23 protein-coding genes are annotated in these 26,995 nt (G+C 69.0%); 12 read left to right on the top strand and 11 right to left on the bottom strand.

The window, feature by feature from the left end; all coding sequences use genetic code 11:
• The first annotated feature begins 93 nt into the window (after positions 1-93).
• Positions 94-1,023, top strand: coding sequence for a phytanoyl-CoA dioxygenase family protein (locus tag ABIC25_RS09780; RefSeq protein WP_435529064.1), 930 nt, complete (start codon positions 94-96; stop codon positions 1,021-1,023).
• A gap of 241 nt (positions 1,024-1,264) precedes the next feature.
• On the opposite strand, the gene ABIC25_RS09775 is transcribed toward ABIC25_RS09780, so the two are convergent.
• From ABIC25_RS09775 to ABIC25_RS09765, 3 genes are read right to left on the bottom strand one after another with little or no spacing between them, the layout of a single operon-like run.
• Positions 1,265-2,404, bottom strand: coding sequence for a CoA transferase (locus ABIC25_RS09775; RefSeq protein WP_354561206.1), 1,140 nt, complete (start codon positions 2,402-2,404; stop codon positions 1,265-1,267).
• A 43-nt stretch (positions 2,405-2,447) separates the two neighbouring features.
• Positions 2,448-3,467, bottom strand: a complete 1,020-nt coding sequence (locus tag ABIC25_RS09770) for a MaoC family dehydratase (protein WP_354561204.1) — start codon at positions 3,465-3,467, stop codon at positions 2,448-2,450.
• Positions 3,464-4,297, bottom strand: a complete 834-nt coding sequence (locus ABIC25_RS09765; protein WP_101819625.1) for an HpcH/HpaI aldolase/citrate lyase family protein — start codon at positions 4,295-4,297, stop codon at positions 3,464-3,466. The genes ABIC25_RS09770 and ABIC25_RS09765 overlap by 4 nt, the downstream gene beginning before the upstream one ends.
• 153 nt (positions 4,298-4,450) lie before the next feature.
• On the opposite strand from ABIC25_RS09765, the gene ABIC25_RS09760 reads away from it, so the two are divergent.
• Both ABIC25_RS09760 and ABIC25_RS09755 read left to right on the top strand, forming a co-directional pair.
• A complete protein-coding gene (locus ABIC25_RS09760) occupies positions 4,451-5,602 on the top strand; it encodes an acyl-CoA dehydrogenase family protein (RefSeq protein ID WP_354561202.1) in 1,152 nt (383 codons plus the stop codon).
• Positions 5,603-5,638: 36 nt separating this feature from the next.
• Entirely contained in the window at positions 5,639-6,394 is a 756-nt protein-coding gene (locus tag ABIC25_RS09755) for a GntR family transcriptional regulator (RefSeq protein ID WP_064570414.1), read from the top strand.
• Between the two features lie 218 nt (positions 6,395-6,612).
• On the opposite strand, the gene ABIC25_RS09750 is transcribed toward ABIC25_RS09755, so the two are convergent.
• Entirely contained in the window at positions 6,613-8,094 is a 1,482-nt protein-coding gene (locus tag ABIC25_RS09750) for an MFS transporter (RefSeq protein ID WP_354561200.1), read from the bottom strand.
• A 93-nt stretch (positions 8,095-8,187) separates the two neighbouring features.
• Between ABIC25_RS09750 and ABIC25_RS09745 the strand changes: the two genes are divergently transcribed.
• On the top strand, positions 8,188-8,679 hold the full coding sequence (locus ABIC25_RS09745) for a MarR family winged helix-turn-helix transcriptional regulator (protein WP_064571402.1): 492 nt from the start codon (positions 8,188-8,190) through the stop codon (positions 8,677-8,679).
• Positions 8,676-9,545, top strand: coding sequence for an SDR family oxidoreductase (locus ABIC25_RS09740; RefSeq protein WP_354561198.1), 870 nt, complete (start codon positions 8,676-8,678; stop codon positions 9,543-9,545). Before ABIC25_RS09745 ends, ABIC25_RS09740 begins: the two co-directional genes overlap by 4 nt.
• A gap of 13 nt (positions 9,546-9,558) precedes the next feature.
• Here ABIC25_RS09740 and ABIC25_RS09735 read toward each other — a convergent pair whose 3' ends face one another.
• A complete protein-coding gene (locus ABIC25_RS09735; RefSeq protein ID WP_101819628.1) occupies positions 9,559-10,431 on the bottom strand; it encodes a siderophore-interacting protein in 873 nt (290 codons plus the stop codon).
• Positions 10,432-10,534: 103 nt separating this feature from the next.
• Here ABIC25_RS09735 and ABIC25_RS09730 point away from each other — a divergent pair, with 103 nt between their 5' ends.
• Positions 10,535-11,596, top strand: a complete 1,062-nt coding sequence (locus ABIC25_RS09730; RefSeq protein ID WP_354561196.1) for an enoyl-CoA hydratase/isomerase family protein — start codon at positions 10,535-10,537, stop codon at positions 11,594-11,596.
• Positions 11,597-11,717: 121 nt separating this feature from the next.
• A complete protein-coding gene (locus tag ABIC25_RS09725) occupies positions 11,718-12,494 on the top strand; it encodes an enoyl-CoA hydratase (protein WP_058249749.1) in 777 nt (258 codons plus the stop codon).
• A gap of 88 nt (positions 12,495-12,582) precedes the next feature.
• On the opposite strand, the gene ABIC25_RS09720 is transcribed toward ABIC25_RS09725, so the two are convergent.
• The gene (locus tag ABIC25_RS09720; RefSeq protein WP_354561194.1) at positions 12,583-13,470 is read right to left on the bottom strand and encodes a LysR substrate-binding domain-containing protein; all 888 of its coding nucleotides are present in this window, start codon (positions 13,468-13,470) and stop codon (positions 12,583-12,585) included.
• 91 nt (positions 13,471-13,561) lie between these two features.
• On the opposite strand from ABIC25_RS09720, the gene ABIC25_RS09715 reads away from it, so the two are divergent.
• Genes ABIC25_RS09715 through ABIC25_RS09700 form a run of 4 tightly spaced genes read left to right on the top strand, consistent with a single transcriptional unit; the run spans position 13,562 to position 17,058 of the window.
• Positions 13,562-14,800, top strand: a complete 1,239-nt coding sequence (locus tag ABIC25_RS09715; protein WP_239401493.1) for an acetyl-CoA C-acetyltransferase — start codon at positions 13,562-13,564, stop codon at positions 14,798-14,800.
• Positions 14,797-15,564, top strand: a complete 768-nt coding sequence (gene pcaD / locus ABIC25_RS09710) for a 3-oxoadipate enol-lactonase (protein ID WP_354561193.1) — start codon at positions 14,797-14,799, stop codon at positions 15,562-15,564. The genes ABIC25_RS09715 and pcaD overlap by 4 nt, the downstream gene beginning before the upstream one ends.
• Positions 15,561-16,394 carry a CoA transferase subunit A gene (locus tag ABIC25_RS09705; RefSeq protein ID WP_248643717.1) on the top strand — a complete coding sequence of 278 codons (834 nt, stop codon included), beginning with the start codon at positions 15,561-15,563 and terminating at the stop codon, positions 16,392-16,394. Before pcaD ends, ABIC25_RS09705 begins: the two co-directional genes overlap by 4 nt.
• A gap of 10 nt (positions 16,395-16,404) precedes the next feature.
• Positions 16,405-17,058, top strand: a complete 654-nt coding sequence (locus ABIC25_RS09700) for a 3-oxoacid CoA-transferase subunit B (protein WP_354561191.1) — start codon at positions 16,405-16,407, stop codon at positions 17,056-17,058.
• Here the strand turns inward: ABIC25_RS09700 and ABIC25_RS09695 are convergent.
• Together ABIC25_RS09695 and ABIC25_RS09690 are read right to left on the bottom strand one after the other, a co-directional pair.
• A complete protein-coding gene (locus ABIC25_RS09695; protein ID WP_354561189.1) occupies positions 17,049-18,446 on the bottom strand; it encodes an amidohydrolase family protein in 1,398 nt (465 codons plus the stop codon). The two genes, ABIC25_RS09700 and ABIC25_RS09695, sit on opposite strands and share 10 nt — an antisense overlap.
• Complete coding sequence (locus ABIC25_RS09690; RefSeq protein WP_354561188.1) at positions 18,443-19,675, bottom strand: CoA transferase; 1,233 nt, start codon at positions 19,673-19,675, stop codon at positions 18,443-18,445. Before ABIC25_RS09690 ends, ABIC25_RS09695 begins: the two co-directional genes overlap by 4 nt.
• Positions 19,676-19,719: 44 nt before the next feature.
• Here ABIC25_RS09690 and ABIC25_RS09685 point away from each other — a divergent pair, with 44 nt between their 5' ends.
• Positions 19,720-20,778 (top strand): enoyl-CoA hydratase/isomerase family protein, encoded by a 1,059-nt coding sequence (locus tag ABIC25_RS09685; RefSeq protein WP_354561186.1) that lies wholly within the window; start codon positions 19,720-19,722, stop codon positions 20,776-20,778.
• Between the two features lie 10 nt (positions 20,779-20,788).
• On the opposite strand, the gene ABIC25_RS09680 is transcribed toward ABIC25_RS09685, so the two are convergent.
• The 3 genes from ABIC25_RS09680 to benB are packed head-to-tail and all read right to left on the bottom strand — an operon-like array spanning position 20,789 to position 26,995.
• Positions 20,789-23,521, bottom strand: a complete 2,733-nt coding sequence (locus ABIC25_RS09680) for a helix-turn-helix transcriptional regulator (RefSeq protein WP_354561184.1) — start codon at positions 23,519-23,521, stop codon at positions 20,789-20,791.
• A gap of 29 nt (positions 23,522-23,550) precedes the next feature.
• Positions 23,551-26,388 (bottom strand): benzoate 1,2-dioxygenase electron transfer component BenC, encoded by a 2,838-nt coding sequence (gene benC / locus ABIC25_RS09675; RefSeq protein WP_354561183.1) that lies wholly within the window; start codon positions 26,386-26,388, stop codon positions 23,551-23,553.
• A gap of 49 nt (positions 26,389-26,437) precedes the next feature.
• Positions 26,438-26,995, bottom strand: a complete 558-nt coding sequence (benB, locus tag ABIC25_RS09670; RefSeq protein WP_354561181.1) for a benzoate 1,2-dioxygenase small subunit — start codon at positions 26,993-26,995, stop codon at positions 26,438-26,440.

The following is a 26,995-nucleotide window of genomic DNA, read 5'->3' as shown; positions in this document are numbered from 1 at the left end:
CTTGCCCGCCGCCGAGGCGCACCTGCTCCGAGAGCGGCCTGCCGGATGAGGGAAAGGATCGCAGAGATCGTGACAACTCACACAGCAACCACGATGCCCGACACCGCCGGAACGAGCGCAGCGCCGACCGTCTCGGCGGGCGCTCGGTCGACGAGCGTCGGTGTCGACGTCTACCGCACGCGGCTCGCGCACCACAGCCAGATCGAACCGCGACCGCACAACACGGTGTGGGGGAGCATGGGAAACCCCGGACCGCTGTCCGCCCCTGAGCTCCGCCGATACGCCGATCGCGGATACCACACGGAGACAAACGTTCTCGCCGATGGCGACATCGCGGAGTGTCTCCGTGAGGTGGAAGCGATCACCGAGCGGCTCGGTGACGACGACCGGGTGATCCGCGAGTCGTCCAGCGGGGACGTGCGGTCGCTGTTCGCGGCGCATCAGCTCAGTGACGTCATCGCCGAGATCTGTTCGCGGGAATCGATTGTCGGCGTCGCCCGTCAGATCCTCGACGATGAGGTGACGATCCACCAGAGCCGGATCAACCTCAAGCCGGGGTTCGCGGGCGGTCCGTTCTACTGGCATTCGGACTTCGAGACCTGGCACGCCGAGGACGGGATGCCCGCGCCGCGCGCGCTGAGTGTGTCCCTCGCCCTGACACCCAACGTCACGACCAACGGCCCGCTGATGATCATTCCCGGTTCGCACCGGCGGTTCGTCAGCTGTGTGGGCTCGACACCCGGCGACTATCACCGGGAATCGCTGACGTCCTACCGGCCGCCGTTCGGGACGCCGGAGGAGCAGGACGTCGCGAGCCTCGCCGATGAACTCGGTATCGACACGATCACCGGACCGGCGGGGTCTGCGTTGTACTTCGACTCCAACTGCCTGCACGCGTCCGGCGGGAACATCACGCCCTACCCGCGCAGCAACCTGTTCGTCGTCTTCAACGCGAAGTCGAACGCCTTGCAGGAGCCGTACGGCGGGACCGCGCCACGTCCGGATCATCTGGCGCACAGGTGAGCGCGGCTGTGCGCTGACCCGCGAGCGAAGGCCCGCCCCCTGCCCCTGAGGTACGAGCGACGGCCCGCCCCCTGCTCCCTGAGGTGCGAGCGAAGGCCCGCCCCCTGCTCCCTGAGGTGCGAGCGAAGGCCCACCCCTGGCTCCCTGAGGTGCGAGCGAAGGTCCGCCCCCTGCTCCCTGAGGTGCGAGCGAAGGCCCGCCCCCTGCTCCCTGAGGTGCGAGCGAAGCGAGCCTCGAAGGGTCAGAACCCGGACGACGAACCCAGGTCGGGAGCCGGTCCGGCGAAGAGGTGCTCACCGTCGAACCGGGCGGGCAGGCCGGCCGCGAGGTAGGTGCCGATTCCGGGCTGGTCCAACTCGCCGAAGAGCGGGTTGCGCTCCAGGACACCCGATTCGACGACCTCGTCGAAGGTTCGGTACCGCTCCCAGAGCACGGATGCCGTTGCCAGGCCGGCCTCGACCTCCGCGGTGGTGTGCCGCGCGAACCATGCTGCGAACAACGGGGTGAGAACACCACGGTGGATGTACCGGTCGTCCTCGGTGCTGAAGTCCGCGCCCAGCGCCCGCTCGACGGCCACGACCGCGTCACCGGTCCCGGTCATCTCGACGAGGGCGCGGAAGTGGCGCGGGGTGAGCGCGACGAGCATGAACCGGCCGCCATCGGCTGCCACGAAATCGGTTCCGTAGGTGCCGTATACATCGTTTCCGGTCGCCGGGCGTGTGCCACCGCCGAGCTGCGGTTCGGTGAGATATCCGAGCGCCCCGGCGATGGCGAGGGCGGTGTCCTCGAGGGGCAGGGTGATCTGTGCCCCGGAACCGGTCTGTTCCCGGCGGCGGACGGCCGCCGTGATCGCCAGCGCGGCATACAGACCGCAGGCGATGTCCCACGCCGGCAGTGCGTGATTGACGACGCCGGCGTAATCGGTGGGACCGGTGATCGCCGGGAATCCCAACGCCGCGTTGACCGTGTAGTCGACGCCCGGGGTGCCGTCGGTGCGGCCGAGCAGTTCCAGCGTGATGACGTCGGACCGCCGTGCGGACAGTGTCTCGTGACTCATCCACGACCGCCCACCCGCGTTGGTGACGAGGATTCCCCCGCCCGGGCCGCTGTCGATGACCAGGTCCTGCACCGACTTCTGGCCGCCGGGATCGCGGAAGTCGACGGTGACCGACTTCTTGCCGCGATTCAACCCGGTCCAGTAGATCGAGTGGCCGTCTGCCGTGAGCGGCCATCGGTTGACATCGGCGCCACCGCCGATCGGGTCGACGCGGATGACCTCGGCGCCGAGTTGCGAGAGCGTCAGGCCGCACAGCGGTGATGCGACGAAGCTCGACACCTCCACGACGCGGAGACCCTCGAGCGGACGGGGATTCGAGCTCATGCGACAGACTCCTGGGACGTGGGGGGCGGTGCGGTGAGTGAGGTCAGGCCATCAGGACGCGGAAACGCCAGTCCAGGACATCCCGGTCCGCGTCGACGCCATGTGCGACGACGGTGGAGCGCAGGCGCAGGACACCGCCGCCGGTGGCCAGCGGCGTGGCCTCCTCGACCAGGATCGTCGAACTGAGGGTGTCGCCCTCGTGTACCGGGCCGGTGTGATCGCACGAGTCCCAACCGATGACCGTCACCAGGTTCGGCAGCGCCCGGTTCGCTTGCGCGAGAGCCAGTCCGATGGTGTGGCCGCCGTAGACGAGGCGTCCGCCGGCGGCCGCGCCGGCCACCCGCTCATCGTGGTGGGTGGCCGCGATGTTCAGCGAGAGCCGGGCGAGTTCCGGCGCGCTGGACACCACGTCGGCGCTGGAGGTGAAACAGCGGCCGGCCAGGTCGGGCGAGAAGTGCTGTCCGCGTGCGGATGTACGGTAGACCGCCAGGTCCCACTCGGGGAGGAACGGTGGCACGTCCGGTCCTGGTCCGATGGTGCTCAGGTCGTCCGCGTGGACGGTCCGCCCGGGATCGGCATCCGGAGACAGCGGCAGCATCGCGCAGCGGTAGAAGTCGAGGACGGTGGCGCCGTGCTGGTCGGTCGTGACCATGTGCAGCGCGGCGAGCCCGGTCGGCGCGCGGCCCGGCTTGGACTTGTTCTCGCGCAGCCCGACCACCTCGGTCACGGTTGTCAGCGTGTCGCCGATCCGGGGGTGGCTCAGGAACCGCAGGCCGCGGTAGAAGAGGTTCGCCTTCACGTGATGGGTGGCCAGGGTGGACTGCCCGATCGCGATGTCGGTGATGAGTCCGGGATGAGCGAGCGTGCCACCGTGGATCACCCGATCGGACAGATGCGCGTCGAGTGCGAGGCGTAGACGATCGCCGAGGATCATCTGGTGCGCCGCGGCGAGGCCGTCGGTCACCGTGAGCGACGGGGCGTCGTCGAAGACCTGCCCGTGGCAGAGCTCGTCGAAGTAGGGCCCGCCGACGGCCTCCCCGCCGGTCCGATCGGGCGAGGTCATTCGGCTGCCTTGGCGAGGACGCGCCGCGCGGACACGGCCAGCGCCTCGTCGAGCATCCGGCCGTCGAGTTCGGCGGCGCCGGCACCCGCGGCGGCGGCCTTCTCGAGCGCGTCGAGCACCCGGCGTGCGTCCTCCACGGACCCGGCGTCCGGGGTGAAGATCTCGATCGCGGACTGCAGCTGCGCCGGGTGGATGACCCAGGTGCCGTCGAAGCCGAGGTCGCGTACCCAGCGCTTGGCGTCGCGGAAGGTGTCGTCGTCGGCGATGGTCAGATGCGGTCCGTCGATGACGTCGACGCCGGCCGCACGGGCGGCGAGCAGCACCGAGTCCTGGACGACGTGCCAGGTCTGCATCGGCAGGCCGGAGCTGCGTCCCAGCGACGCGGCGAGATCGGCGTATCCGATGAGGACGGCGTCCAGCCTGGTGGTGGCCGCGCAGATCGCACCCGCGTCGCGGATGCCGCGGGGCGATTCGAGCAGCGCCTGCAGACGGACCGGGGCTCGGCCGAGCTGCTCGTCGGCGGACCGGAGGTCGGCAGGCGAGTCGGCCTTCGGCAGCACGACCGACGACAGGTTCGGCATCTGTGCACATGCGGCGAGGTCGGCGGCAGCCCAGGGTGTGTCGATCGCGTTGATGCGCAACGAGATCGCGCGGTCGGCACCGAATTCGGCGACGAGGTCGGCGGCCGCCGCACGCGCGGAGTCCTTGTTCTGCGGAGTCACCGCGTCTTCGAGGTCGAGGACCACTTCGTCGGCGATCGAGCCCAGGGCCTTGCGGGCCTTGCGGTCGTCGGAGGCCGGCGCGACCAGGACGGCTCGTCTTCTCTGCACTGCTGCTCCAAAGGTGTGAGGTCAAATGTGCGGCCAAATTCGATGCCGTTCCGGTTCTATCAGACCAAAGCGAGCATGGGAAGTGTTGACAGCGACCGTGCCGGTGGACAAAATGGCCGTACAAATCTGACCGCACGTCGTAGGGAACCCGTCATGAGCTCGCTGTCCGCCGAAGAGTCATTCCTGGTCGACACCGTGCGGTCGTTCGTCGACCGGGAGGTCAAGCCCTCCGTGCAGGAGGTCGAGCACGCCAACTCCTATCCCGAGAAGTGGATCGAGCAGATGAAGCAGATCGGGATCTACGGACTTGCCGTGCCCGAGGAGTTCGGCGGTTCGCCGGTGTCGATGCCGTGCTACGCGCGGGTCACCCAAGAGCTCGCGCGCGGATGGATGAGTCTGGCCGGGGCGATGGGCGGGCACACCGTGGTCGCGAAGCTCCTCACGCTGTTCGGCACCGCGGAGCAGAAGCAGCGGTACCTGCCGCGGATGGCGACGGGCGAGATTCGGGCCACGATGGCGCTGACCGAGCCGGGCGGGGGATCGGACCTGCAGGCGATGACGACCGTCGCGAAGGTCGACGGAGACGATCTGGTCATCAGTGGGTCGAAGACCTGGATCAGCAACGCGCGACGCTCCGGGTTGATCGCCTTGATGTGCAAGACCGATCCGGGAGCGCAGCCACGGCACCGGGGCATCTCGATCGTGCTCGTCGAACACGGTCCGGGACTGACCGTCTCACGCGACCTGCCCAAGCTCGGTTACAAGGGCGTCGAGAGCTGTGAGCTGTCTTTCGACGGTTATCGCGCACCGCGGTCGGCGATCCTGGGCGAGGTTCCCGGCAAGGGGTTCGGCCAGATGATGAAGGGTCTGGAGACCGGTCGGATCCAGGTGGCGTGCCGTGCGCTCGGGGTGGCGACCGCAGCGTTGGAGGATTCGCTCGCGTATGCGCAGCAACGGGAGTCGTTCGGGCAGCCCATCTGGAAGCATCAGTCGATCGGCAACTATCTGGCGGACATGGCCACCAAGCTCACCGCGGCGCGTCAGCTGACCTGGCACGCCGCCGAGCAGTACGACAAGGGCGCACGCTGCGACATGGAGGCGGGCATGGCCAAGCTCTACGCCTCGGAGGTGGCCATGGAGATCGCCCTGAACGCGGTGCGCATCCACGGCGGCTACGGCTACTCCACCGAGTTCGATGTGGAGCGGTACTTCCGCGACGCACCGCTGATGATCGTGGGGGAGGGCACCAACGAGATCCAGCGCAACGTGATCGCGGCCCAGCTCGTCTCGCGCGGCGGTATCTGAGGCGACGAGCGTCGACCCGGCCGGAGAGTGGGTTCCATGGACGAGCCAGATCAGTCCGCGCCTGCGTACAAGACGCTGGCTGCCGAGCTGCGCTCACAGATCGTCGCGGGCAGATATGCCGGTGGCGTGCGGCTGCCCACCGAATCCGAACTGTCGCAGGAACACGGTCTCAGTCGGCAGACCGTCCGTCGCGCATTCCTGGAGCTGGTGACCGAGGGCTCGGTCTACCGCGTCCCCGGCCGCGGTACCTTCGCGACCGAGAACGCGGGGCAATATCTGCGCCAACTGGGTTCGATCGAAGATCTGATGAACCTGTCCGCGGACACCGAGATGCAGGTCCTCGAAGCACCCGCGCGCCGAGTCGATCTCGAAGCCGCGGGACGGTTGCGACTGGACACCGACGTGGCGTACCGCATCGTCTTCCAGCGCTTTCACGACGGGGTCCCGTTCGTCGTGACCACCGTGTGGTGGCCGGAGTCGGTCGCGCGCCTGGTGATCGACGCCCCCGAGGTCGAAGCCGGTGCGCGCAGCGAACACACGATGATCGGACTGCTCGAACCCCATCTGGTGCATCCGATCGAGGAGTGCGCGCAGTCGATCACCGCCACCGTCGCCGACGCCGGGACCGCCGCCCGACTCGGATGCCCCGTCGGACACGCGGTGCTGCGCGTCGACCGGTTGTACACCGACTCACGGGGTAGGGCAGTCGAACTCGCCGTCAGCCACTTCCTCCCCGAGCACTACACGTACCGGGTGACTCTGCGCCGCACCACCGATCCGCGGTCGGAGTGAGCCGGCGCCCTCTGGTCGCCGATCCGAAGGGAACGACCCCTCCGCTCCCTGAGGTGCGAGGAGCGTTAGCGACGAGCCACGAAGGGTGCCGCAAGGTACGTCACGATGCCCTTCGTGGCTCGCTTCGCTCGCACCTCAGGGAGCAGTTGGTTGGCCGCTTCGCTCGCACCTCGGGGAGCGGTTGGTGGCTCGCCGGGACTCAGGTGGCGGTATCCCTGTCAACCCCGAGCCGGAAGGGGCTGCTCCTCGGGCACATTCGACGATCTGCGGTGCGACGGGATGGTGAGTGTGATCGCCATGCCGACGAAGGCGGCGGCCGCGGCGACCAGGAAGCACCAGGTGAACGTCGACTCATCGGGTACCTCGGTGCCGCCGAGCGAGATCGTGGCACTGGCCAGGATCAGGGCCATCACGGCGGAGGCGATGGTGGTGCCCAGCGAGCGCATGAGTCCGTTGAGTCCCACGGCCGCACCGGCTTCGGTGGCCGGGACCGAACCCATGATCAGGGTCGGCATCGCTGCGTAGCCGACGCCCACGCCGATGGCGCACACGATCGAGGCCAGCATCAGCTTCCAGGCCGCGTCCATGAGGAAGAAGGCGAGCAGGTAGCCGCATCCCAGGATGGCGGCGCCGATGGCGAGGGTGATCTTGGCGCCGATCCGGTTGATGAGGATGCCCGAGATGGGCGCGAAGATCATCATCATCAGTCCACCGGGCGCCATCCACAGACCCGCGGCCAGAAGCGATTGTCCCAGACCGTAGCCGGTGGCCTCCGGTAGGCGCAGCAGCATCGGCAGCACGATGGACTGGGCCATCATGCCGAAACCGATTGCCGCGGCGGCGATGTTGGTCAGCAGGACGGCGGGTCGTGCGGTGGTACGCAGGTCGACGAGGGGCTCACGCTGGCGGAGTTCGAAAAATCCCCACCCGATCAGCACGACGATCCCGCCGATGCCGAGGCCCAACGTGGCGCCGGACGTCCAGCCCCAGTCGTTGGCCTTCGACACCGCGATGAGGAAGGCGGACAGACCCACGGCCAGGCCGATGGCGCCGGGGATGTCGATGCGACCGCCGGCGGCGTCGTTGACGCGCGGGACCAGGATCAGCACCGCCAGCGTGACGAGGACGCCGAGGCCGGCAGCCACATAGAACAGCGCATGCCAGTTCCAGGTCTGCACGATCCACGCCGCCAGCGGCAGGCCGATCGCGCCACCGACACCGAGGGTCGCGCTCATCGCGGCGACGGCCATCGAGGTGATCCGGGGTGGGGTGATCTCGCGGATGAGGCTCATCCCGACGGGGATGAAACCCATGGCCAGGCCCTGCACGCCGCGCCCGATGATCAGCGGGATGAGCGAATCGCCCAGCGCGCAGATCAGCGAACCGAGAGTGAGCAGCACCGCGCTCACCAGCAGGACGCGCTGCTTGCCGAACATGTCGCCGAGGCGTCCGGCGATCGGCATGGCCACGGCGGCGGCGAGCAGGGTCGCGGTGATGATCCAGGAGGCGTTGCCGATCGACGTCCCGAGGAGACGGGGGAGGTCGGGCTGGATCGGGATGATCAGCGTCTGCATCAGCGAGGCGACCAGACCGCCGAAACAGAGCACCACGACGCTGCCGATGGCACCCGCGGGTGCCTTCTCGATGGCGTCCGACGCGTCGTCGGTCAGTTCGGGTGCCGAACCTCGTACTTGGCCCATGGGAGAGACCTCCTTCGAGGTATGCAGCATACATATGTAATGTACACACGCAAATCGGACAGTAGATTGTCCACGTCGAGAGATGGAGGAGAGATGTCGGAGGACCACGCGCCCTGGCAGTCGCCGGTGCATCGTGACCTGGCGCAGGAACTGCTGCGGATGTCACGGCGTCGCAGCCTGGTGCACCCCGGCGTCGGGCTGGAACGGTCGGCTTTCGCGATCCTCTGGGTTCTCTCCGACGGACGGCCGCGCACGTTGCGGGAGCTGACCGCCGACCTCCAACTCGAGCAGTCGACGGTCAACCGCCAGGTCAATGCCGCCATCAAACACGGGTATGTGGAGCGGTTCGAGGTCGAGGATTCGCTGTCGAAGATGATCCGTCCCACCGAATCCGGGCGGGCGGCGTTCCGGCGCGACGGCCTGCTGCGTGCTGAGCGGCTCGAGCAGGTCTTCGCCGACCTGGCCCCCGGCTCCCCGCAGGCGCTGCTCGACGAACTGCGCGCCTTCAACGACGCGTACGAACGGACCCAGCACCGGCACGGCGCAACCGATGAATCCGACACCGGGAAAAGAGGTTCGGCGTGACCTCGGCCGGCACATACGCGGTGACCGGTTCGGCGTCGGGGATGGGTGCGTCGGTGGCCGCGGCCCTGCGCGCGGAGGGGCACACCGTGATCGGGGTCGATCAGCGCGACGCCGAGGTCGTCGCCGATCTGTCGACACCCGAGGGTCGACGCGGCGCGGCCGATGAAGTCCTCGCCCGATCCGGCGGGCGGCTCGATGGGGCCGTGCTGGCCGCAGGCATGGGCCCCGCGGCCGGGCGGGAACGGGAGATCGTCGAGGTCAACGTGTTCGGTGTGACCGACCTGCTGACCGCCTGGCGTTCGGCGCTTGCCACCGGTACGAAGTCGAAAGTGGTTGTGTTCGGCTCCAATTCGACGACGGTGACGCCGCTGGTGCCGACGTCCGCGATACGCCGACTGCTCAACGACGACCCCGAGGGGGCCACCCGGGTGATCCGACGCCGACGGGGCGTCACCGGCCCCGTCGCGTATGCGTCGTCGAAGATCGCGATCACGCAGTGGTGCCGTATCCATGGCACAGCGGCCGAGTGGGCGGGCGCCGGCATCCGCGTCAACGTCATCGCGCCGGGCCCGGTGATGACGCCACTGCTGCAGTCCCAACTCGACAGTCCGCAGGGCGGACACGTGAAGTCGTTCCCGGTGCCGGTGCGCGAGTACGGGACTCCAGGGCAACTCGCGTCCTGGGTCCTGCTCATGCTGTCGCCGGCGGCCGATTTCATGGCCGGCGCGGTCGTCACCGTCGACGGCGGCACCGATGCCCTCATGCGCGCACGCGACTGGCCGTCTCGGCTGCCACTGCGGGCGGTGCCACGGTTCCTGTGGACGATGTACCGCGCCCCCAGGAGGGGAATGGTCGCGGAGTACTAGTGGTGGGTCGCGCCTACAGCCCCGCCCGTTCGAGCGCCTCGTCGAACTCCTCCGAAGCCTGCTTCTCGCTCTTGCCGTCTTCGAGAGCCTGGCGATAGACGGCGAACAGTTCGGCGCCTCGTTGTACATAGGCCTGCGTCCAGCGCTCGGCGTCGACACGCCAGTAGCCGATGACGTCGTAGGACCCGCGGTCCCAGCGAAGATTGCCGCGCAGGTGCTTGCGAATCGCGCGCGACTCCGCTGCCTCGCCGGCGAACCAGCAGTACGCGCCGGAGTCCGGCAGGGTGAGCCCGCAGACCGTGTCGGCAAGCCGGCTCGGCGTACGGGAGTTTCCGCCGACGAGCGTGATCAGCTCGACATCCCGCTCGGGTAGGTAGGACAGTTCGGTCGGCGCGGGCACCTCGACCACGGCGGTCACCCCGTCGGTCGACGGCAGTTCGTCGAGGATGCGTGCCAGAGCGGGGAGCCCGGCAAGATCGGCGGCGAGGATCAGGCGTTCGACGCCGGCGGGTGGCGCGTACCAGCTCCGCGCATGCGTCATCACCACGTCATGCCCCGCCTCGGCGCGTTGCGCCCACAGCGTCGCGGGGCCGGCCGCATGGATGACGAAGTCGACGACCATGGTGCAGGCGGAGTGGTCGACCGACCGGATCGAGTAGTTCCGGCCGTCGGGTGCCGGGTCGATGTCGTAGTAGGCCCACGTGCCGTCGCGACATTCCATATCCGGTGTGACACGCTCGGGGTCGTGTGGGAAGTAGATGCCCACGGCTTCGTCGGCGCCGCCGGGCAAGCCGAGTCCTGGCAGATCGGCCACGTCGAAGACGATTCGACGCAGATTGGGCGTCAGGTCGGCGACGTCGGCAACGCGTGCTCTGGAGTAGCCCATGAGGTAACCCTAACCTGACTTGTCTGGACCCGGGTTACTAGGATATGCAACTATCTGAGAAGAACCATCTGCGACGTCTGTCGGTGTGGAGAGGAGTTCGTCCGTGTCGGAACCATCGGTCGTGACGGAGAAGAACGGGTCGGCGCGGTCGCTGGTCCTGAACCGTCCGAAGTCCATCAACGCAATCGATCACGAGATGGTCGGCTCGATGGCCGAACACCTCGCGGCCTGGGCCGACGATGACGCGGTCGAGGCCGTCGTTCTCTCCGGTGCCGGTGAACGGGGGCTCTGCGCCGGTGGCGACATCGTCGCCATCCATCGCGACGCGTCCGCGCTCAGCGGGAATCCCGAGTCGACCGACCGTGATGCCGAGCAGTCGCCGTCGGCGAAGTTCTGGTTCGACGAATACCGGCTGAACGCGCTGATCTCGGGCTACCCCAAGCCGTACGTCGCGATCATGGACGGCATCGTGATGGGCGGCGGTGTCGGAGTCTCCGCGCACGGCGACATCCGTGTCGTCACCGACCGCACGAAGCTCGCGATGCCCGAGGTGGGTATCGGATTCGTTCCCGATGTCGGTGGCACTCATCTTCTTTCGCGCGTTCCGGACGGACTCGGAACCTACGCCGGTCTCACCGCCGGTCACCTGCGCGGCGCCGACGCCATCGCGATGGGGCTGGCCGACCACTTCGTCCCGTCCGAGGCCCTCCCGGCGTTTCTCGCCGCGATCGGCGAGTCGGGAGTCGAGGCGGCGTTGTCCGCCCACGCCGTCGACGCGCCGGCCTCGGAACTCGCCGAGCAGCGCGAGTGGATCGCGGAAGCGTTTGCGGCCGACGATGTCTCGGAGATCATCGAACGCTGCCGCGCGGTCGGTACACCTTTCGCCGACAAGACCGCCGACGCCATCGCCGCGAAGAGCCCGACCGCACTGGCTGTCACGCTGCGATCGTTGCGCGAGGCGGCCGGCGACGCGACCCTCGAGGACACGCTGGTCCGTGAATTCCGCGTCTCGGTGCGCTGCCTGCTGCATCCCGACATGGCCGAGGGCATCCGCGCCCAGGTCATCGACAAGGACCGTGACCCGAAGTGGGCGGCGTTCTCCGAGGATGCCGTCGACGCCTTCTTCGCGCCGCTTCCCGACGACCTCACGTTCGGCGAACGCTGACCGCGGCACTCCCCGGTCCGACGCCGGACCTTCCGGCGTTCGCGATCAACCCGTAGCATCCCGCCCCGTACGACCAGCCCCGTACGATCCCGGGCCGTCACCGACCGAAAGAGGACTCACCATGACCGAACACCAGACCATCATCGTCGAGACCAGCGGCCGGGTGGGCATCATCACCCTCAACCGCCCGAAGGCGCTGAACGCTCTCAACACCGAGCTGATGAACGAAGTGGTCGGCGCTGTCCGCGAATTCGACGTCGACCAGGGGATCGGCGCGATCGTGATCACCGGTTCGGAGAAGGCGTTCGCCGCGGGCGCCGACATCAAGGAGATGTCGTCGAAGTCGTACGCGGACGTGGTGAACGAGCAGTTCTTCGGCGCCTGGGATGAGCTGTCGCGGGCGCGCACCCCGATCATCGCCGCGGTCACCGGTTACGCACTCGGCGGCGGCTGCGAGCTCGCGATGCTGTGCGACACCATCATCGCCGGCGACAACGCCGTCTTCGGCCAGCCCGAGATCAACCTGGGTGTCATCCCCGGCATCGGCGGCTCGCAGCGTCTCACTCGCGCCGTCGGCAAGGCCAAGGCGATGGACATGGTGCTGACCGGCCGGCAGATGAAGGTCGACGAGGCCGAACGCCTCGGCCTCGTGTCGCGGGTCGTTCCCAAGGAGGACTGCCGCGCCGCCGCCATCGAGGTCGCCGAGGTCATCGCCTCGAAGTCGCTCATCGCGTCCGCGGCCGCCAAGGACGCGGTCAACCGCGCCTTCGAGTCGAGCCTGGTCGAGGGCGTCCGCGCCGAGCGCGCGCTCTTCTACTCGACGTTCGCGACCGACGACCAGACCGAGGGCATGGCCGCCTTCGTCGAGAAGCGGGACCCGAACTTCACCCACCGCTGATCAGAAACGTTCGCAAACCCACCCTTTTTCGGCATTTCCACCCCCTGTGCGGTGGGTGGATTTGCCGAAAAGGGGTGGGTTCAGGCGATCAGGAGAGGGTGCGTAGTACCGACAAAGCCCGGTCGACGAGCGGGGTCCGGCGCCCGTCCGGGAACGCGACGGCGAGTTCGACCTCGTCGTCGGTGTCGAGCGGCCGGTAGACGACGCCCGGTACGCCGAGCGCCGAGGTGGGTTCGGGGACCAGGGCGACCCCCACCCCGGCGGCGACCAGCGTCACGAGCGTCGACGTCTCCTCGACCTCGTGCCGGATGCGCGGCACGAATCCCGCGCGTCCGGCGGCGGCCGACAGGACGCCGTGCATGATCGACTTTCCGCCGCCCGCGTGGACGATGAAGTCGTCGCCGCCCAGAAGCGCGAGGTCGACGGCCGCATCTGATGCGCCGCGGGCGAGTTGATGGTCGTGGGGCAGAGCCACGATGAGGCGGTCGCTGCGGATCGGCTCGACATGCAGTCCGGTCGTGTCGATCGGCATCCGCAACAACGCGAGGTCGATGTCCCCGGCCGTGAGCGCGGTGATCTGGGCGGGTGCCAGCATCTCGCCGCGAACGCTCACGTCCACATCTGGTAGCTCGTCGCTGAGTGCGCGCACCAGTGCGGGTAGCAGCGAGTAGGTGGCCGAACCCACGCACCCGATCGACAGGGTGCCTGCACGTCCGTCGGCGATCCGCTGCGCCTGCCGCGATGCGGCGTCGACCGAGTCCAGGATTGCGACGGCTCGCTCCAGGTAGTCCGCACCTGCCGGGGTCAGCTCGACGCGCCGCGTCGACCGGACCAGCAGTGCGACGCCGAGCTCGTCCTCGAGTTGACGGATCTGCTGGGACAGCGGTGGCTGGGCCATGTGAAGTCGCCGGGCGGCCCGGCCGAAGTGCAGCTCCTCGGCGACGGCGCGGAAGTACCGCAGGTGTCGCAGCTCCATGCGGCCAGTCTAAGCGTTTGATATCCACTGCGTATCAAAAGCCCTGATATGGATACTTCTCCATATCGGCGGCGGTTCCTACTGTGGTGGCATGGCTACTTCCAGCACGGGCGCGGGTACCGACATCGTCGTCTGTTCTCCGCTGCGTACCCCGGTCGGACGCATGGGTGGCGCACTGTCGACGATCCCGGTCACCCGGCTGGCCACCGACCTCCTTCGCGAACTCACGGCACGCACCGGGCTCGGGGAGGGCGATGTCGACGACGTGATCCTCGGGCAGGGCTACCCCAACGGGGAGTCGCCTGCGCTCGGCCGGATCGCGGCGCTGGATGCCGGACTCGGTGTCGGCGTACCGGGAATGCAGGTCGACCGGCGCTGCGGTTCCGGCCTGCAGGCGATCCTGACCGGTGCCGCCGCCGTCGCGGCCGGTGGCGCCCGCCTGGTCGTCGCCGGTGGTGCCGAGTCGATGTCGACCGTCGAGCATTACGCGCTCGGCCTCCGGTCGGGAATCAGGCAGGGCGGCGTCGAACTCCGCGATCGCCTCGACCGCGGGCGTCTGACCGCGGGCGGCGAGTCACACCCGGTTCCGGGCGGGATGATCGAGACCGCCGAGAATCTCCGGGCGCGATACGGCATCTCGCGGATCGAGCAGGACGAGTTCGCGGCCCGCTCCCACGAACGGGCGATCGCGGCGCACGACAGCGGCCGCTTCGCCGACGAACTGGTGCCCGTCACCATCCCCGGCCGCCGCGGCCGCCCCGACACCATCGTCGATCGTGACGAGCACCCGCGCGCCGACGCCACCGTCGAATCGCTTGCGGCTCTGCGCCCCTTGCGACTCAAGGTCGACGCTGACTCGACGGTCACGGCCGGAAACGCATCCGGGCAGAACGACGGCGCGGCCATGGCCGTGGTCACCACGCGCGCCGAGGCCGAGCGCCGCGGGCTCGAACCCCTTCTGGCGCTGCGTTCCTGGGCGGTCACCGGCTGCGAGCCCGAGGTCATGGGCATCGGCCCGGTCGGGGCCACCGCCGCCGCCCTCGACCGCGCCGGCCTCACGCTGGACGAGATCGACCTCATCGAACTCAACGAAGCCTTTGCCGCCCAGGTGCTCGCCTGCCTGGCGGAGTGGAAGATCGACCCGACCGACGAACGGCTCAACCCCAACGGGTCCGGTATCTCGCTGGGTCATCCCATCGGAGCCACCGGCGCCCGCATCCTCGCCACGGCGGCGTACGAAGCGCGCCGCCGCGACTGTCGGTACGTCCTGGAGACGATGTGCATCGGCGGCGGACAGGGACTCGCCGCGATCTTCGAGGCGACCCGATGAGCGCGCAGGTCCACGCCGTCGTCACGGGTCGTCCCGACGGGCCGGCCGTCGTCTTGTCCAACTCGCTGGGGTCGACACATCGGATGTGGGACGCCCAGATCGCCGCGCTCGAGGAGCGATTCCGTGTCGTGCGCTACGACACCCGCGGGCACGGAGATTCGCCTGTGCCACCGGGCCCGTACTCGATCGACGATCTGGCCGACGACGTGATCGGGCTTCTCGAGCGCCTCGACATCGAACGCGCGCACCTCGTCGGGCTCTCGCTCGGCGGGATGACCATGATGCGCGTCGCCGCACGGAATCCCGAACGTGTGAACCGGTTGGCCCTGCTGTGCACCGCCGCGTACCTGCCGCCGGCACAGGGCTGGACCGACCGTGCCGCGCTGGTGCGCGCCGACGGCACCTCGGCGGTCGCCGCGGCCGTGGTCCAGCGGTGGTTCACCCCCGGATACCTCGCCGCGAACACCGAAGCGCAACAGGGGTACGAGGCCATGGTCGCCGCCACCCCCACCGAGGGATACGCGGCCTGCTGCGAGGCGATCGCCGCGATGGATCAGCGGGCCGAGCTGTCGTCGATCATCGCGCCCACACTGGCGATCGCCGGCGCCGACGACCCGGCCACCCCACCGGATCTGTTGCGCGACATCGTCGATGCCGTGCCGAACGGCCGTCTGCTGGTGGTCCCGGACTCGGCCCACCTCGCCAACGCCGAACAACCCGGCACCATCACACCCGCACTTCTCGAGCACCTGGAGCAACAATGAGCACTCGCGACAGTGCCGCCACGACGACGGTCGTCGACCGTCCCGGCGGCCCGATCAAACTCGCGGCGTCGGCGGCCGAGGCGGTCGCCGACATCCCCGACGGCGCGAGTATCGCGGTCGGCGGCTTCGGGCTGGCCGGCATCCCAGGATTTCTCATCGACGCACTCCTCGAGCAGGGCGCCGCGAACCTGACCATCGTCTCCAACAACTGCGGAGCCGACGGCGCGGGCCTGGGGCTGCTGCTGGAGGCCCGTCGCATCGACCGGGTGGTCGCGTCCTACATCGGCGAGAACAAGGAATTCGGTCGCCAGTTCCTGTCCGGCGAGGTCACCGTCGAACTCACGCCGCAGGGGACATTGGCTGAACGCATGCGGGCCGGCGGAAGCGGGATCGGGGCGTTCTTCACCCCCACCGGCGTCGGCACGCTCGTCGCCGAGGGCGGGCTGCCCTGGCGCTACCACTCCGACGGCACCATCGCGGAGGCGTCGCCGCCCAAGGAGGTTCGGACCTTCCACGGCCGGGAGATGGTCCTCGAGGAGTCGATCGTCACCGACTACGCACTCATCCGGGCCGCGGCCGCCGACACCGACGGCAATTGCCGGTTCCACGCCGCCGCAAGGAATTTCAACCCGCCGGCGGCGATGGCCGGGCGCGTCACGATCGTCGAGGCGGAGAAGGTGGTCGAGGTCGGCGAACTCGGACCCGACGAGATCCATCTGCCCGGCATCTTCGTGCAGCGGATCGTCGAACTCGCCCCGGAGCAGGTGGCGCGCAAGGGGATCGAGAAGCGCACCGTCCGTGAACGTCCCGCCGCATCCCCATCAGCCTAGGAGTGTCGAGATGACCTGGACCCGTACCGAGATGGCCGCCCGCGCCGCCCGCGAACTCACCCCCGGCGACTACGTCAACCTGGGAATCGGGTTGCCCACGATGATTCCCGACCTCATGCCCGACAACTCGGGTGTTCACCTGCACGCCGAGAACGGCATCCTCGGCGTGGGGCCGTTTCCCTACGATGACGAGGTCGACCCCGACCTCATCAACGCCGGCAAGCAGACCGTGACGGTGCTGCCCGGGGCGTCGTACTTCGATTCGGCCACGAGCTTCGCGATGATCCGCGGTGGCCACGTCGACGTCGCGGTCCTCGGTGGCATGCAGGTCGCGATGAACGGCGACCTGGCCAACTGGATGGTGCCGGGGGCCCTCGTGAAGGGCATCGGTGGCGCCATGGACCTGGTCAACGGCGCAGGCCGGGTCATCGTGCTGATGGACCACGTCACCAAGAAGGGTGAACCCAAGCTGCTCGAGGGTTGCGCGCTCCCGCTGACGGGCCGCGGTGTGGTGAGTCGCGTGATCACCGACCTCGGTGTGTTCGACATCGCCGGAACAGGTTTCGACGTCGTCGAGTACGCCCCGGGTGTCGACCTGGAAGTCGTTGCGGACAAGACCGGTGCGCCTGTGACCGATCGGGCGGCGGTGACCGCTCAGCGGTGATAGGCGATGTCTCCACGGATCAGTGTGCACCGCACTGCATCTGATCCGTCGATCAGCGCGTGTTCGAGAGATTCCGCGAGCAGGACGAGGTCGGCGGGCCGGCCCACCTCAACGGTGCGTGGGGATTTCCCCGGCGCCTCCGGCGGAGCGAGATACATGCCCAGGGCGCCGGCGTGGTCCACTCGCTCACCGGGTCCGATGACGCGCCCGTCCGGAGCTCGTCGGTCGGCCGCGGCCGCGATGACCGACCAGGGATCGGTGGGTCCGTATGGGGCGTCGCTCGACAGGGCGACGGCGACGCCGGCGTCCACGAGAGAGCGGCACCGGTACAGATCGTCGATGTCATCGCCGTCGAGCCGGTCGAGGTAGTCGTCGCCGCGGTCGGAGATGAAACCCGGCTGGGTGACCACGGTGAGGCCTCGTCGCCGTAGTTCGTGGACGGTCTCGGCGGCGATGATCGCGCCGTGTTCGACCCGGTCCTGAGGGTGACCGCCAGTCTCGTCGAGTGCCGCGAGGAACAGGAGCAGGGACTCTCGGCTGACCGAGTGCACGGCGACCCCTCGGTTCCCGAGGTGGACGTCGCGGATGGCGCGGCACAGGGTGGGGAAGTCGGGGAGGGCGGAGTCGGCGAGCACGATCTTGTGGGGTCCGAGGGTCACCGTCGGACGCGGCAGCGGGGTCCCCTGCTCGGCGCCGAGGAGATGAAGACGCTGGGGCAGTGCACCTGTGACGTGCTCGTCGATCAGGTGGGCCAGGCTGCCGGGAGCGAGATCCGGCGTCGCGTCGGTGACGCCGGTGACACCGAACCGGGCGAGTTCGGCTCCCACGCCTGCCAGATCGGGCGGGCCCGCGCCGCCGAGTCGCTCGCGCAGCCAGGTGTCGGCGCGCCAGAGGCGCCCGGTCGGTGAACCCGACTCGTCGCGTTCGATGCCGGGGTGGTCTCCGGACGCGAGGTCCACCGCGGCTGCGGCGGCAGAGTTGAGGAACCACACCGCACCGCTCCGATGTTGCACGCGGACGGGCCGCCGGGCGTGCAATCGGTCGAGCGCGGCCAGATCGAGAAGTCCGGCAACGGTTTCGACGTAACCGACGCCCCGCACCCATCCCTGATTGTCCGATGACGGTGCGGTGGCGAGCGCGGCCGCGAGTTCCTCGGGGCCGGTCACGTGTGGTGGGCCGCACCGGACCGAGTTGCGTGCCGAGGCCAGTGCGTGCAGATGGATGTGGTGGTCGTGGAGGCCGGGGATGAGCGCGCCGCCGCGGCCCTCGATGACCTCGGCGCCGGTCGTCGGCAGGCCCACCCCGATCTCGGAAATCTGTCCGTTCTCCACAGCCACGTCCCGAATGCCCTCGTGGAGTGTCACGTTCGTGATCACGAGCCGACTCACAGCCGGATCCCGAGAGAGTCGAGGACCGCGGACGTGTCGCGTCCGGACCGCGGTGCGTGCCGAGCCGTGGGACGTCGCGTGGGCGGGGCCAGGACCGCGGGACCGGATGCGGTGTCGACAATCCATCGCCCGGCGTCGGAACGGGCCGCCGGTGTGGGTGTCGCGCCGACCGTCGCGGCCACGGTCGCGCGCATCGAGACGTCCCACAGCACACCGCCGTCGGTGGCACTCATGGCGAGAGCCGCGGCGGTGAGTCCGGCCAACGGGTCGGCGATGGCATCCCCGACAAACATCGCCCCGGTGTGGTCGTAGGCGACGAGACCGGCGGACGCGGCGACGTCGTCGCCGAAACCGATTCGCTCCGAACCACGTCCCGCGGCCGTGATCGAGATCCACGTGGCGCCGGCCGACACGAACTCCGCGCTGTCCAGACCGAACCCGCGCAGGGCTCGTGGACGCGACGCCTCGATGACGATGTCGGCAGATGCGACGAGCCGATGCAGAGCGCCGCGTTCGGCCGCCACCGCCGGGTCCAGGACGACGGACTCGTGGCCGCCGTGAAGTAGCCGGTAGAAGTCGGCGTTCCCGCTGCGCGCCCCGTCGGGGCGTTGCGGGGTCTCCACCTTCACCACGCGGGCACCCGCCGAACCCAGCAGGTGCGCGCACAACGGGCCGGCCCACAGCGCGCTGAAGTCGACCACCAGCATGTCCGCGACCGAACGCGGGTCGCCCGTCGGCGTCGGGGCACCGCACGCGGCGGCAGTCACCTCGTCGTCGCGGGCCACCGAACCGGCTGCGACGCCGAGCATCGCCGCTCGTTCGTCGAACTCGGCCCGGCTGTGTTCGCCGAGCCAGTCCGCGACCGCCGGCCAGGGATCATTCCCGATGTCGCGTCCCACGACAGCGCCGAGAAGCGCGACATCGTCGGGGCGGGCACAGTTCACCGCGACCCACCCGTCGGTGGCCGGCAGCAGTCGCCCCGTCCCGCCGAGGGTCACCGCACCGCGGCGGTGGAATCCGGTCAGAGCGGCTCGTTCGGCCAGCAGGACGGCCCCGTCGACGTCGACCGCGCCCTCGCTGGCCAGCCGGATGTGGTCGGTCAGTTGCCGTGCCCGGGCTGCGGCGTCGCCCATCGGTATCACGGGCGGGCCGTCGGGGCGACCGGTCAGGTGGGGAATCCCGCTGTCTGCCCATGCGCGCACCGGGTCACGGGGCGCGTCGCTGTGCACGGCCGAAATGCTACCGTCCGCACGGGCACACAGGAGGTCATGGCATGGGCGGTCGTCGTCTCTCGATCGCGGATCTGGCGGTCGCACCGACCATCGGCGGGGGCGAGCTCTTCGGTCACCACGCGGCGCTGACCGACCCGGTTGTCGTGGTCGACCTCGATGCGGACGATCGGTCGGTCACCGACATCGCCGGCGCCGCCGAACGGGCGGCGACCGCCGAGACCATCCTCGTCGGTATTTCTCGACGGACGCCGGACCCCGCGCTGCGCCCCTTGCTCTCCGCACTCGATGTCACGTACGCGCCCGGGTGCGACGACCGGGCCGTCGTCGCCGTCGACGACGTGGATGCGGCGATCGGACGGTTCCTGGAATCAGTCGGCCGGACCCCGACCGCGGCTCTGGTGGCGGCACAGGTGCTCCGAGCCGCCGAGCCCCTCGAACCGATCCCGGCCATCGACGTCGAGTCGTTCGCGTACTCGACACTGCAGGCGGGCCCCGAGTTCGGTGCGTGGCTCACCGCGCGGCGCGCCCAGGGACGACCACTTCCGCCGATGACGGTCGACCCCGTCCTGCTCGATCGTGTCGACGACACCCTGTACATCACCCTCAACCGGCCCGAGCGCCGCAACGCCTACGGTACGGCGCTGCGCGACGCACTGGTCGAGTCGTTGCGGGTCGCGGTCGTCGACGGCACGATCCGCCGTGTCGTCCTCGACGGCGCGGGAAGCTCCTTTTGTGCGGGCGGCGATCTCGACGAGTTCGGTCACATGCCCGACGCGACGACGGCACATCTCGTTCGCACGCGGGGCGGGGCCGGACGGTTGATGGCTGCTCTGGCCGATCGCGTCGAGGTCCGGCTGCACGGGCACTGTGTGGGCGCAGGTATCGAGATTCCCGCGTTTGCGCGACGGGTCGTCGCGAGACCGGACACTCGGCTCCGACTGCCGGAGGTGTCCATGGGACTCATCCCCGGTGCCGGTGGCACCGTGAGTGTGCCCCGGCGCATCGGCCGGTGGCGGGCGCTGCATCTCTTCGTCACCGGCGAGACCATCGAGGCCTCTCGAGCGTTGTCGTGGGGCCTTGTCGACGCGATCGAGGACTGAAACCGGGAGTTCACCGCCGCAAGGCCGCCAGCTCGGCGCGGGACTTCACGCCGAGTTTCGCGTAGATCCGGGTCAGGTGGTACTGCACCGTCTTCGGTGAGATGTAGAGCTCGGCCGCCACCTCCCGGTTCGACAGGCCACGCGCGACGAGGGCGGTCACCGCCTCCTCCTGGGGCGTGAGTTCGACGGCACCCGTTGCGGCGGTGTGGTTCTCGCCACGAGACGTCGCGAGACCGCCGGCCTTCAGTTCGCGTTCGCAGCGTTCGACATAGGTGGTGGCGCCCAGCGACAGATACAGATCGCGGGCAGTCCCGATGACGGCGTCCGCGGCGCGGCGCTTGCCGGCGCGTCGCAACGTCTGGCCGTAGGCGAAGTTCACCCGTGCCTGGTCGTAGCGCAGGCCGAGACCGTCGAGGAGTTCGATGCCCTCCTCGAAGGTCCGTCGTGCGCCGTGGATGTCACCGGTCGCGCCCAGGAGGCGACCACGTGCGTACTTCATCCGGGCAGCCGACGATCGGTGTCCCCGCTCGGCGGACCGGGACTCGTAGCGACACAGCAGATCGTCGGCGTCGTCGTGTCGCCCCTCGAGCACCAGTGCGTTGGCGAGGACGTCGACCCACGGCCACAAGCCCGGCTCGGAGAGCGCCGGGACGGACTCGGTCATTGCGACCAGCGGGGTGAGTACTCGTCGGACCTTGCCGTAATCCGCTGCGGCCTCGGCCAGCTGGGCCCGGGCCAGCAGGTCGGGTATCCGCATGATCTCGTAGTCGCCGATGGAGGTGCTGCTCTGTGCCACACTCCGGTGGGCGTCCTCCCAGTCGCCGCGCAGCGAATGGATCTGGCTCGCAGTCCAGTTGAGGAGGGGAGTGGTCAACGCGATGCCACTGCTGCGGGCGAGAGCGCGACCGGCCTCGACGCCACGCAGGGCGCCATCCCAGTCGCCGGTGAGGAACTGGACGCGGGCGAGCCAGGCCAGTGCCCACAGGGTGATCCGGGTGGACCCGCCGAGCTGTGCCATCGACACGGCGGTCTCGAGATCGCTGCGGGCGGCGTCGATCTCGTCGAGACCGAGGCGCAGCCAGCCGCGTCCCATGATCGCGCGCTGCGCCTGCGCGCCGTAGCGGACGCGCTCGGAGACCGTCTCGTACTCGGCACGGGCGGCGTCCGGGTGTCCCGACCACGCCAGTCCGAGCCCGCGGATGACCGCGGCCTCCACGCGTGCGGCGGAACCGGTGTCGGCCATCGCGTTCGCCCGATCCGCCCACTCCACCAGTTCGGTGCCCTGACATCGGACCAGATTGTGCAGGACGTGACGCTGCGCGATCAGGGCGGCGACATCGGGTTCGCGCTCGACGTTGACGATCGCCCACGCCCGATCGAGACGCAGCTGCGCCTCCGCCGACCGTCCCCGCAGGATGGCGAGGTACGCCAGGGTCGCGTTGCGCAGGGGTGTCTCGCGCAGGCTCTCCACGGTCGGGACCAGGGCGCCCGCGCCTGTGCAATCTCCCGCGGCGAGTAGCGAATCGACCGCGAGCGTCATCCTGGTGTCGCGCCGCAACGGGTCGGGGGTGAGTCGGCCCGCCTGCCGGTACAGCCCGGCGGCCTCGGCCCACGCGCCGTCGGCGCCGCGGGCCCGTGCGAGAGCGGCGAGGTCGTCGGCGAGGGTGGCGTCGACGGTCGAGGTGGCCGCGACGCGGTGATGGAGTTGCCGGGCGGGGTCGTCGACCGTGTCCGCGGCCCGGCGGTGGGCCTCGCCCACTGCTTTCATGCCGAGGACCTCGAGGACGGCGGCTCGGACCAGCGGGCCGGCCAGGCGCGGTTGCGCCTCTGCGGGTGTCAGCGCTCGGTCGACCGTAACCAGTCCGGTTGCCTGCGCGTCGTCGATGGCGCCGAGCGGGTCCGTGATCCCGGCGAGGGCGATCGCGGTGGCCAGGGGTTCGGCAGGGTCGAGGATGGCGAGCGCCTCGATCAGCGATCGGGCGGGCGTGCCGTTGTCCGGCAATCGGTCTCGGACCGCGACGACGACGTGGGACGGTGCAGGCAGCGCCACGCCGGTGCGGGACCAGGTGAGCGCCGGGACCTCGTCGAGCAGGGCCACGATGTCGCGCGGATTACCGCCGGTGTGCCGGGCCAGTTCCGTCTGCATCGACGGGTGCAGCACGATGCCACGCTGCGCGGCGATGTCCGCCGTGCCCTGTGCGTCCAGGCCGTCGAGCCGCAACTCCCCGAGCGCACTGCCGACGAGCCGGGCGCCCGGACGAGACATGGTGACGATGACCAGGATTCGACGATCCCGGTGCTCACGCGTCAGCGAGGCCAGCGTCTGCAGGGACTCCTCGTCGGCGAGGTCGGCATCGTCGATGGCGATGAGTGCGGCCATGTCACTCGTCATCTCGCTCGATGGCTCCGCGGGAGCCGCGACCGCTGCGAGCAGTCCGTCGAGCAGGTCGTCCGGGGACGGGACGGTATCGGTCGCGGGTGTGACGTCGGACCGGTCCTGTACCAGCTGCCGGATGAGCGCGCCGGGCGTGTGCGCTCGCCATGGTGACACCGTGGCCCACAACGTGGGACCGGTTGTCGGAGCGGACAATCGCCGCCGGACCAGGTGCCTCAGCAGTGTCGACTTGCCGATGCCGGGATCTCCCGTGACGGCCAGCACACCTGCCTCCGACACGGCATCGAGCCGCGAGGACAGCAACTCGATCTCGCGGTCGCGGCCGACACACCCGCCGGTGACCATCATCGGTCCATACTAGGGCCTCGCCGGGCGGCTCAACCCTGGTCACCGCCGGCGACAGGGAGCACGGTCCCGGTGATGTAGGACGCCTCGTCCGAGGCGAGGAAACAGAGGGCTGCCGCCTGTTCGTCGAGCGTGCCGTACCGGTGCATCGTCGACGACGACAGGGTCTGGTCGATGTGCGCCTGGTACCACTGTGTTTCGGTGCTGCTGTGCGGTTCCGGGGTGCCGCGTGAGATGCGGCGCGGTGGTGCCTCGGTTCCGCCCGGTGCCGTGGCCACAACCCTGATGCCGTGGTCGGCGTACTCGAGCGCCAGCGACGCGGTCAGCGCGTTGACCGCACCCTTGGCCGCGGAGTAAGGAATTCGATGGATTCCCCGGGTCGCGGCGGACGAGACGTTGACGATCACGCCGCGTCCGGAACGCACCATCGACGGCAGCGCCGCACGGCAGGTGAACAGGGTGGTCATCAAAGACCGGTCGATCTCGGTGCGGATCTGTTCGTCGGTGAACTCGGTGAACGGTTTGAAGTTGATCGCGCCGCCGACGTTGTTGATGAGCACGTCGACCCGGCCGTAGGAGTCGATCGCACGCCGGACGACGGCCTCGGCGCCGGCGAAGGTCTCGAGGTCGGCGACGGCCGACACCGCACCGGGCCCGGTCACCGCGAGTTCGCGGGCTACGTCGTCGACGAGTTCGGAACGGTCGGCCAGCACGAGTTGCCCGCCCTCGGCGCTGATCCGGCGCGCGGTCTGCTCCCCGATACCCTGTGCGGCACCGGTGATCAGCACGACCTTGCCGGTGAACCGCCCCGGGGTGACGAAACGTGGCCGCCGCGAGCCGATCTGGTCGGACATCGCTTGTCGCATGGTCTGCTTGGAGTGGTCGGCATGGGCGACGATCAACGCCCGGGCGGCGTCGTGGTCGCCGGAGGCGAACGCGGTCACGATGTCGAGGTGGTCCTGGGCGCACAGTGGGTGACACCATGTCGCGTGCCGCAACACCTCGCTCATCCGGCCTTTCACACCGAGGGCCTTGTAGGCCTCGAGGAGGTGATCGTTGCCGGTGAGCAGGAACAGATAGTCGTGGAACGCGGCGTTGGTCTCCGTGTACTCGGCGGAATCGACGAACCGGTCGCCGTCGACGTAGGGCACCGTGGCGTCGGCGAGCAGGCGGTAACCCGCCAGTTGCTGGGTGGACAACCGGCCGAAAGTCAGCTCCAGTGCGCCCAGTTCGAGAGCGGCCCGCGCCTCGAAGAGCGCGTCGGACTCGGTGATCTCCGGATGCTCCTCACCGATCTGATATCCATGTGAGCCGATGACGGTCGGCGCGGCGGGCGCGGCGAGGTCGGGAGTCCCCGTCGGTGTGCGCGTCGGTGCGGGGTGGGTGTGGAGCGCAGTGATGTCCGATGCGGCGAACATCTCCTGCCCGGCTATCGAACGAGCCGGTGCCCCGGGCTGCGACACCGTGGCGACGGTATCGGCATCGACGTCACCGGCCCGGGCTCCCGACGCGTGGGGCCAGATGAGTTGACCTGCGATTCGCCAGCGGGCGTCCTCGGTCGCGGCGGGGCGGGGACCCGACCATGCGTCGAGGTCCGTGGACGGGAGCGTCTCCTGTCCGGCGATCGCCCGTGCGTCCGGGGCGAACAGGAGGGCGTCGGCGTGCGTCTGCTCGTCGATGGGCTGTGCTCGCGAAGATTTCGGCGTGATGTCGTCGGAAGCCGCGTCGCCGACGCTCGTTGTGCCGGTCGTGCCGCGCGCATCCGGGCCGGCGGCGAGGTCTGTGGTTCCCTGCGCGGCGAGCGCGAACTTCTCGTAGTAGAAGCCGGTCGGCTCGATTCCGGCCTGTGTGACGTGCTGCCGGACCGATTCCACCATCGGTGGAGGACCGCAGAGATAGATCGCCACGTCGCCGTCGTTGAGGTGGCCGGGGCCGATCAGGCTCATCACGTAACCCTTGTTGGGTGCTGAGCTCGCCGGGTCGGAGACACAGTGATCCCACGTGAACCCGGGTAGTCGGCCGGTGAACCACTCGATCTCGTCGACGGCCACCAGGTCGACGTCGGTGGACACCCCGTAGATGAGGTGAACCTTGCGCCGGCTGTTGTCCGAGTGCAACTTTCGCAACATCGACAGGATCGGCGCAAGTCCGGTACCCCCGGCCAGCAACAGCACCGGCCGGTCCGCCTCGCGGAGGAAGAAGGAACCGTGCGGACCGGTGAAGGCGATCGGTTCGCCCCGGGCGGCACGGTCGGTGAGATAGCTCGACATGGCCCCACCGGGCGTCAGCTTGATCAGGAAGATCAGCCGGTCCTCGTGCGGCCCGTTGGCGAACGAGTACGACCGGGTGACCGGGTTGCCCTGCCCGTCATCGCTGCCGGGGATCTCGATGTTCACGTACTGACCCGGCAAGAACGCCAGTTGTCCGCGATTCTCGATGTGGATACCCAGCCGGACGGTGGATTCCGACAATCGGTCGAGCTCGACGACGGTCCCGGTGAATCTGGCCGCCTGTGTCTTGGCGATGTCCGATGTCGCCGGAATCTGCAGGAACAGATCGGATCTCGGTTTCATACAGCAAGGCAGCGCATATCCCTGTGCCGACTCGTCGTCGCTGAGGGCGTCGTCGATGTACGTGCCGCCGTCGTAATCGCCGGACTCGCAGAACGACTTACAGGTGCCGCATGCGCCGTCGCGGCAGTCGAGCGGAATGTTGATGCGCTGACGGTACGACGCGTCGGCGACGGTCTGATCTTCGCGGCACGTGATGAATCGGGTGACCCCGTCCTCGAAGGACAGTGCCACCTGGTGGGTGGTCGCGTCGGTGTCGCCGGTGTCGTTGCGGACACCCGCCTCCGGGGTGACAGTCATGAAGGGGTCCTCGATGAGAGTGAGATGGGTTGAGCGGCCGGGAAACCGTTCAGAAGTGGTACACGTCGACGACGTGATGGATGTAGTCGTTCTTGAGCACGATCGTCTTGCGTCGGATCAGCGGGTGCTCGCCGGAGAAGTCGATCGTGTAGAACGAGGTCCCGTAGTACGGGTCGATGGTGTTGTACCGGAAATACATGGTGTGCCAGTTGAATCGGACGTCGACCAGGTCACCGTGCCGGTCGATGACCTCCACGTTGGTGATGTTGTGGCTCGTCCGCGGCTCCGGAAGCGACGTCGCCGACGACCGCTCGGTACGAATGCGGAAGACCCGGTCTTCGAGACCGCCCTTGTTGCCGTAGTAGATGAGCGAGATCTCGCGGTGGGGGTCCTCGGTGAGGCGGTCCCGGTCGTCCCACGCCGGCATCCAGTAGACGACATCGTCGGCGTAACAGTCGAGCCACTTCTCGAACTCGCGGTCGTCGAGGTGACGCGCCTCCCGATAGAGGAACTGTTCGATCATGTTCTGGGTGATGAGTTTCCCGGTCGCGTCGGCGGCGTCTCGGGTGGACGTCGGTGCAGTGGAGTCGATGTGGACGTTCGTCAT

The sequence above is a fragment of the Gordonia sp. PvP123 genome, assembly GCF_040547295.1.
GTDB classification, from domain to species: domain Bacteria; phylum Actinomycetota; class Actinomycetes; order Mycobacteriales; family Mycobacteriaceae; genus Gordonia; species Gordonia terrae.
This window is presented reverse-complemented; position numbering and strand designations above follow the sequence as displayed.

Bases quoted from the DNA above. Each gene is read 5' to 3' on its own strand.
- ABIC25_RS09705 (WP_248643717.1), top strand. From the start codon at position 15,561: ATGAGCACTCGCGACAGTGCCGCCACGACGACGGTCGTCGACCGTCCC.
- ABIC25_RS09700 (WP_354561191.1), top strand. From the start codon at position 16,405: ATGACCTGGACCCGTACCGAGATGGCCGCCCGCGCCGCCCGCGAACTC.
- pcaD (WP_354561193.1), top strand. From the start codon at position 14,797: ATGAGCGCGCAGGTCCACGCCGTCGTCACGGGTCGTCCCGACGGGCCG.
- ABIC25_RS09720 (WP_354561194.1), bottom strand. From the start codon at position 13,470: ATGGAGCTGCGACACCTGCGGTACTTCCGCGCCGTCGCCGAGGAGCTG.
- ABIC25_RS09735 (WP_101819628.1), bottom strand. From the start codon at position 10,431: ATGGGCTACTCCAGAGCACGCGTTGCCGACGTCGCCGACCTGACGCCC.
- ABIC25_RS09755 (WP_064570414.1), top strand. From the start codon at position 5,639: ATGGACGAGCCAGATCAGTCCGCGCCTGCGTACAAGACGCTGGCTGCC.
- ABIC25_RS09725 (WP_058249749.1), top strand. From the start codon at position 11,718: ATGACCGAACACCAGACCATCATCGTCGAGACCAGCGGCCGGGTGGGC.
- benC (WP_354561183.1), bottom strand. From the start codon at position 26,388: ATGACTGTCACCCCGGAGGCGGGTGTCCGCAACGACACCGGCGACACC.
- ABIC25_RS09750 (WP_354561200.1), bottom strand. From the start codon at position 8,094: ATGGGCCAAGTACGAGGTTCGGCACCCGAACTGACCGACGACGCGTCG.
- ABIC25_RS09685 (WP_354561186.1), top strand. From the start codon at position 19,720: ATGGGCGGTCGTCGTCTCTCGATCGCGGATCTGGCGGTCGCACCGACC.
- ABIC25_RS09680 (WP_354561184.1), bottom strand. From the start codon at position 23,521: ATGATGGTCACCGGCGGGTGTGTCGGCCGCGACCGCGAGATCGAGTTG.
- ABIC25_RS09745 (WP_064571402.1), top strand. From the start codon at position 8,188: ATGTCGGAGGACCACGCGCCCTGGCAGTCGCCGGTGCATCGTGACCTG.
- benB (WP_354561181.1), bottom strand. From the start codon at position 26,995: ATGACGAACGTCCACATCGACTCCACTGCACCGACGTCCACCCGAGAC.
- ABIC25_RS09775 (WP_354561206.1), bottom strand. From the start codon at position 2,404: ATGAGCTCGAATCCCCGTCCGCTCGAGGGTCTCCGCGTCGTGGAGGTG.
- ABIC25_RS09715 (WP_239401493.1), top strand. From the start codon at position 13,562: ATGGCTACTTCCAGCACGGGCGCGGGTACCGACATCGTCGTCTGTTCT.
- ABIC25_RS09770 (WP_354561204.1), bottom strand. From the start codon at position 3,467: ATGACCTCGCCCGATCGGACCGGCGGGGAGGCCGTCGGCGGGCCCTAC.
- ABIC25_RS09760 (WP_354561202.1), top strand. From the start codon at position 4,451: ATGAGCTCGCTGTCCGCCGAAGAGTCATTCCTGGTCGACACCGTGCGG.
- ABIC25_RS09780 (WP_435529064.1), top strand. From the start codon at position 94: ATGCCCGACACCGCCGGAACGAGCGCAGCGCCGACCGTCTCGGCGGGC.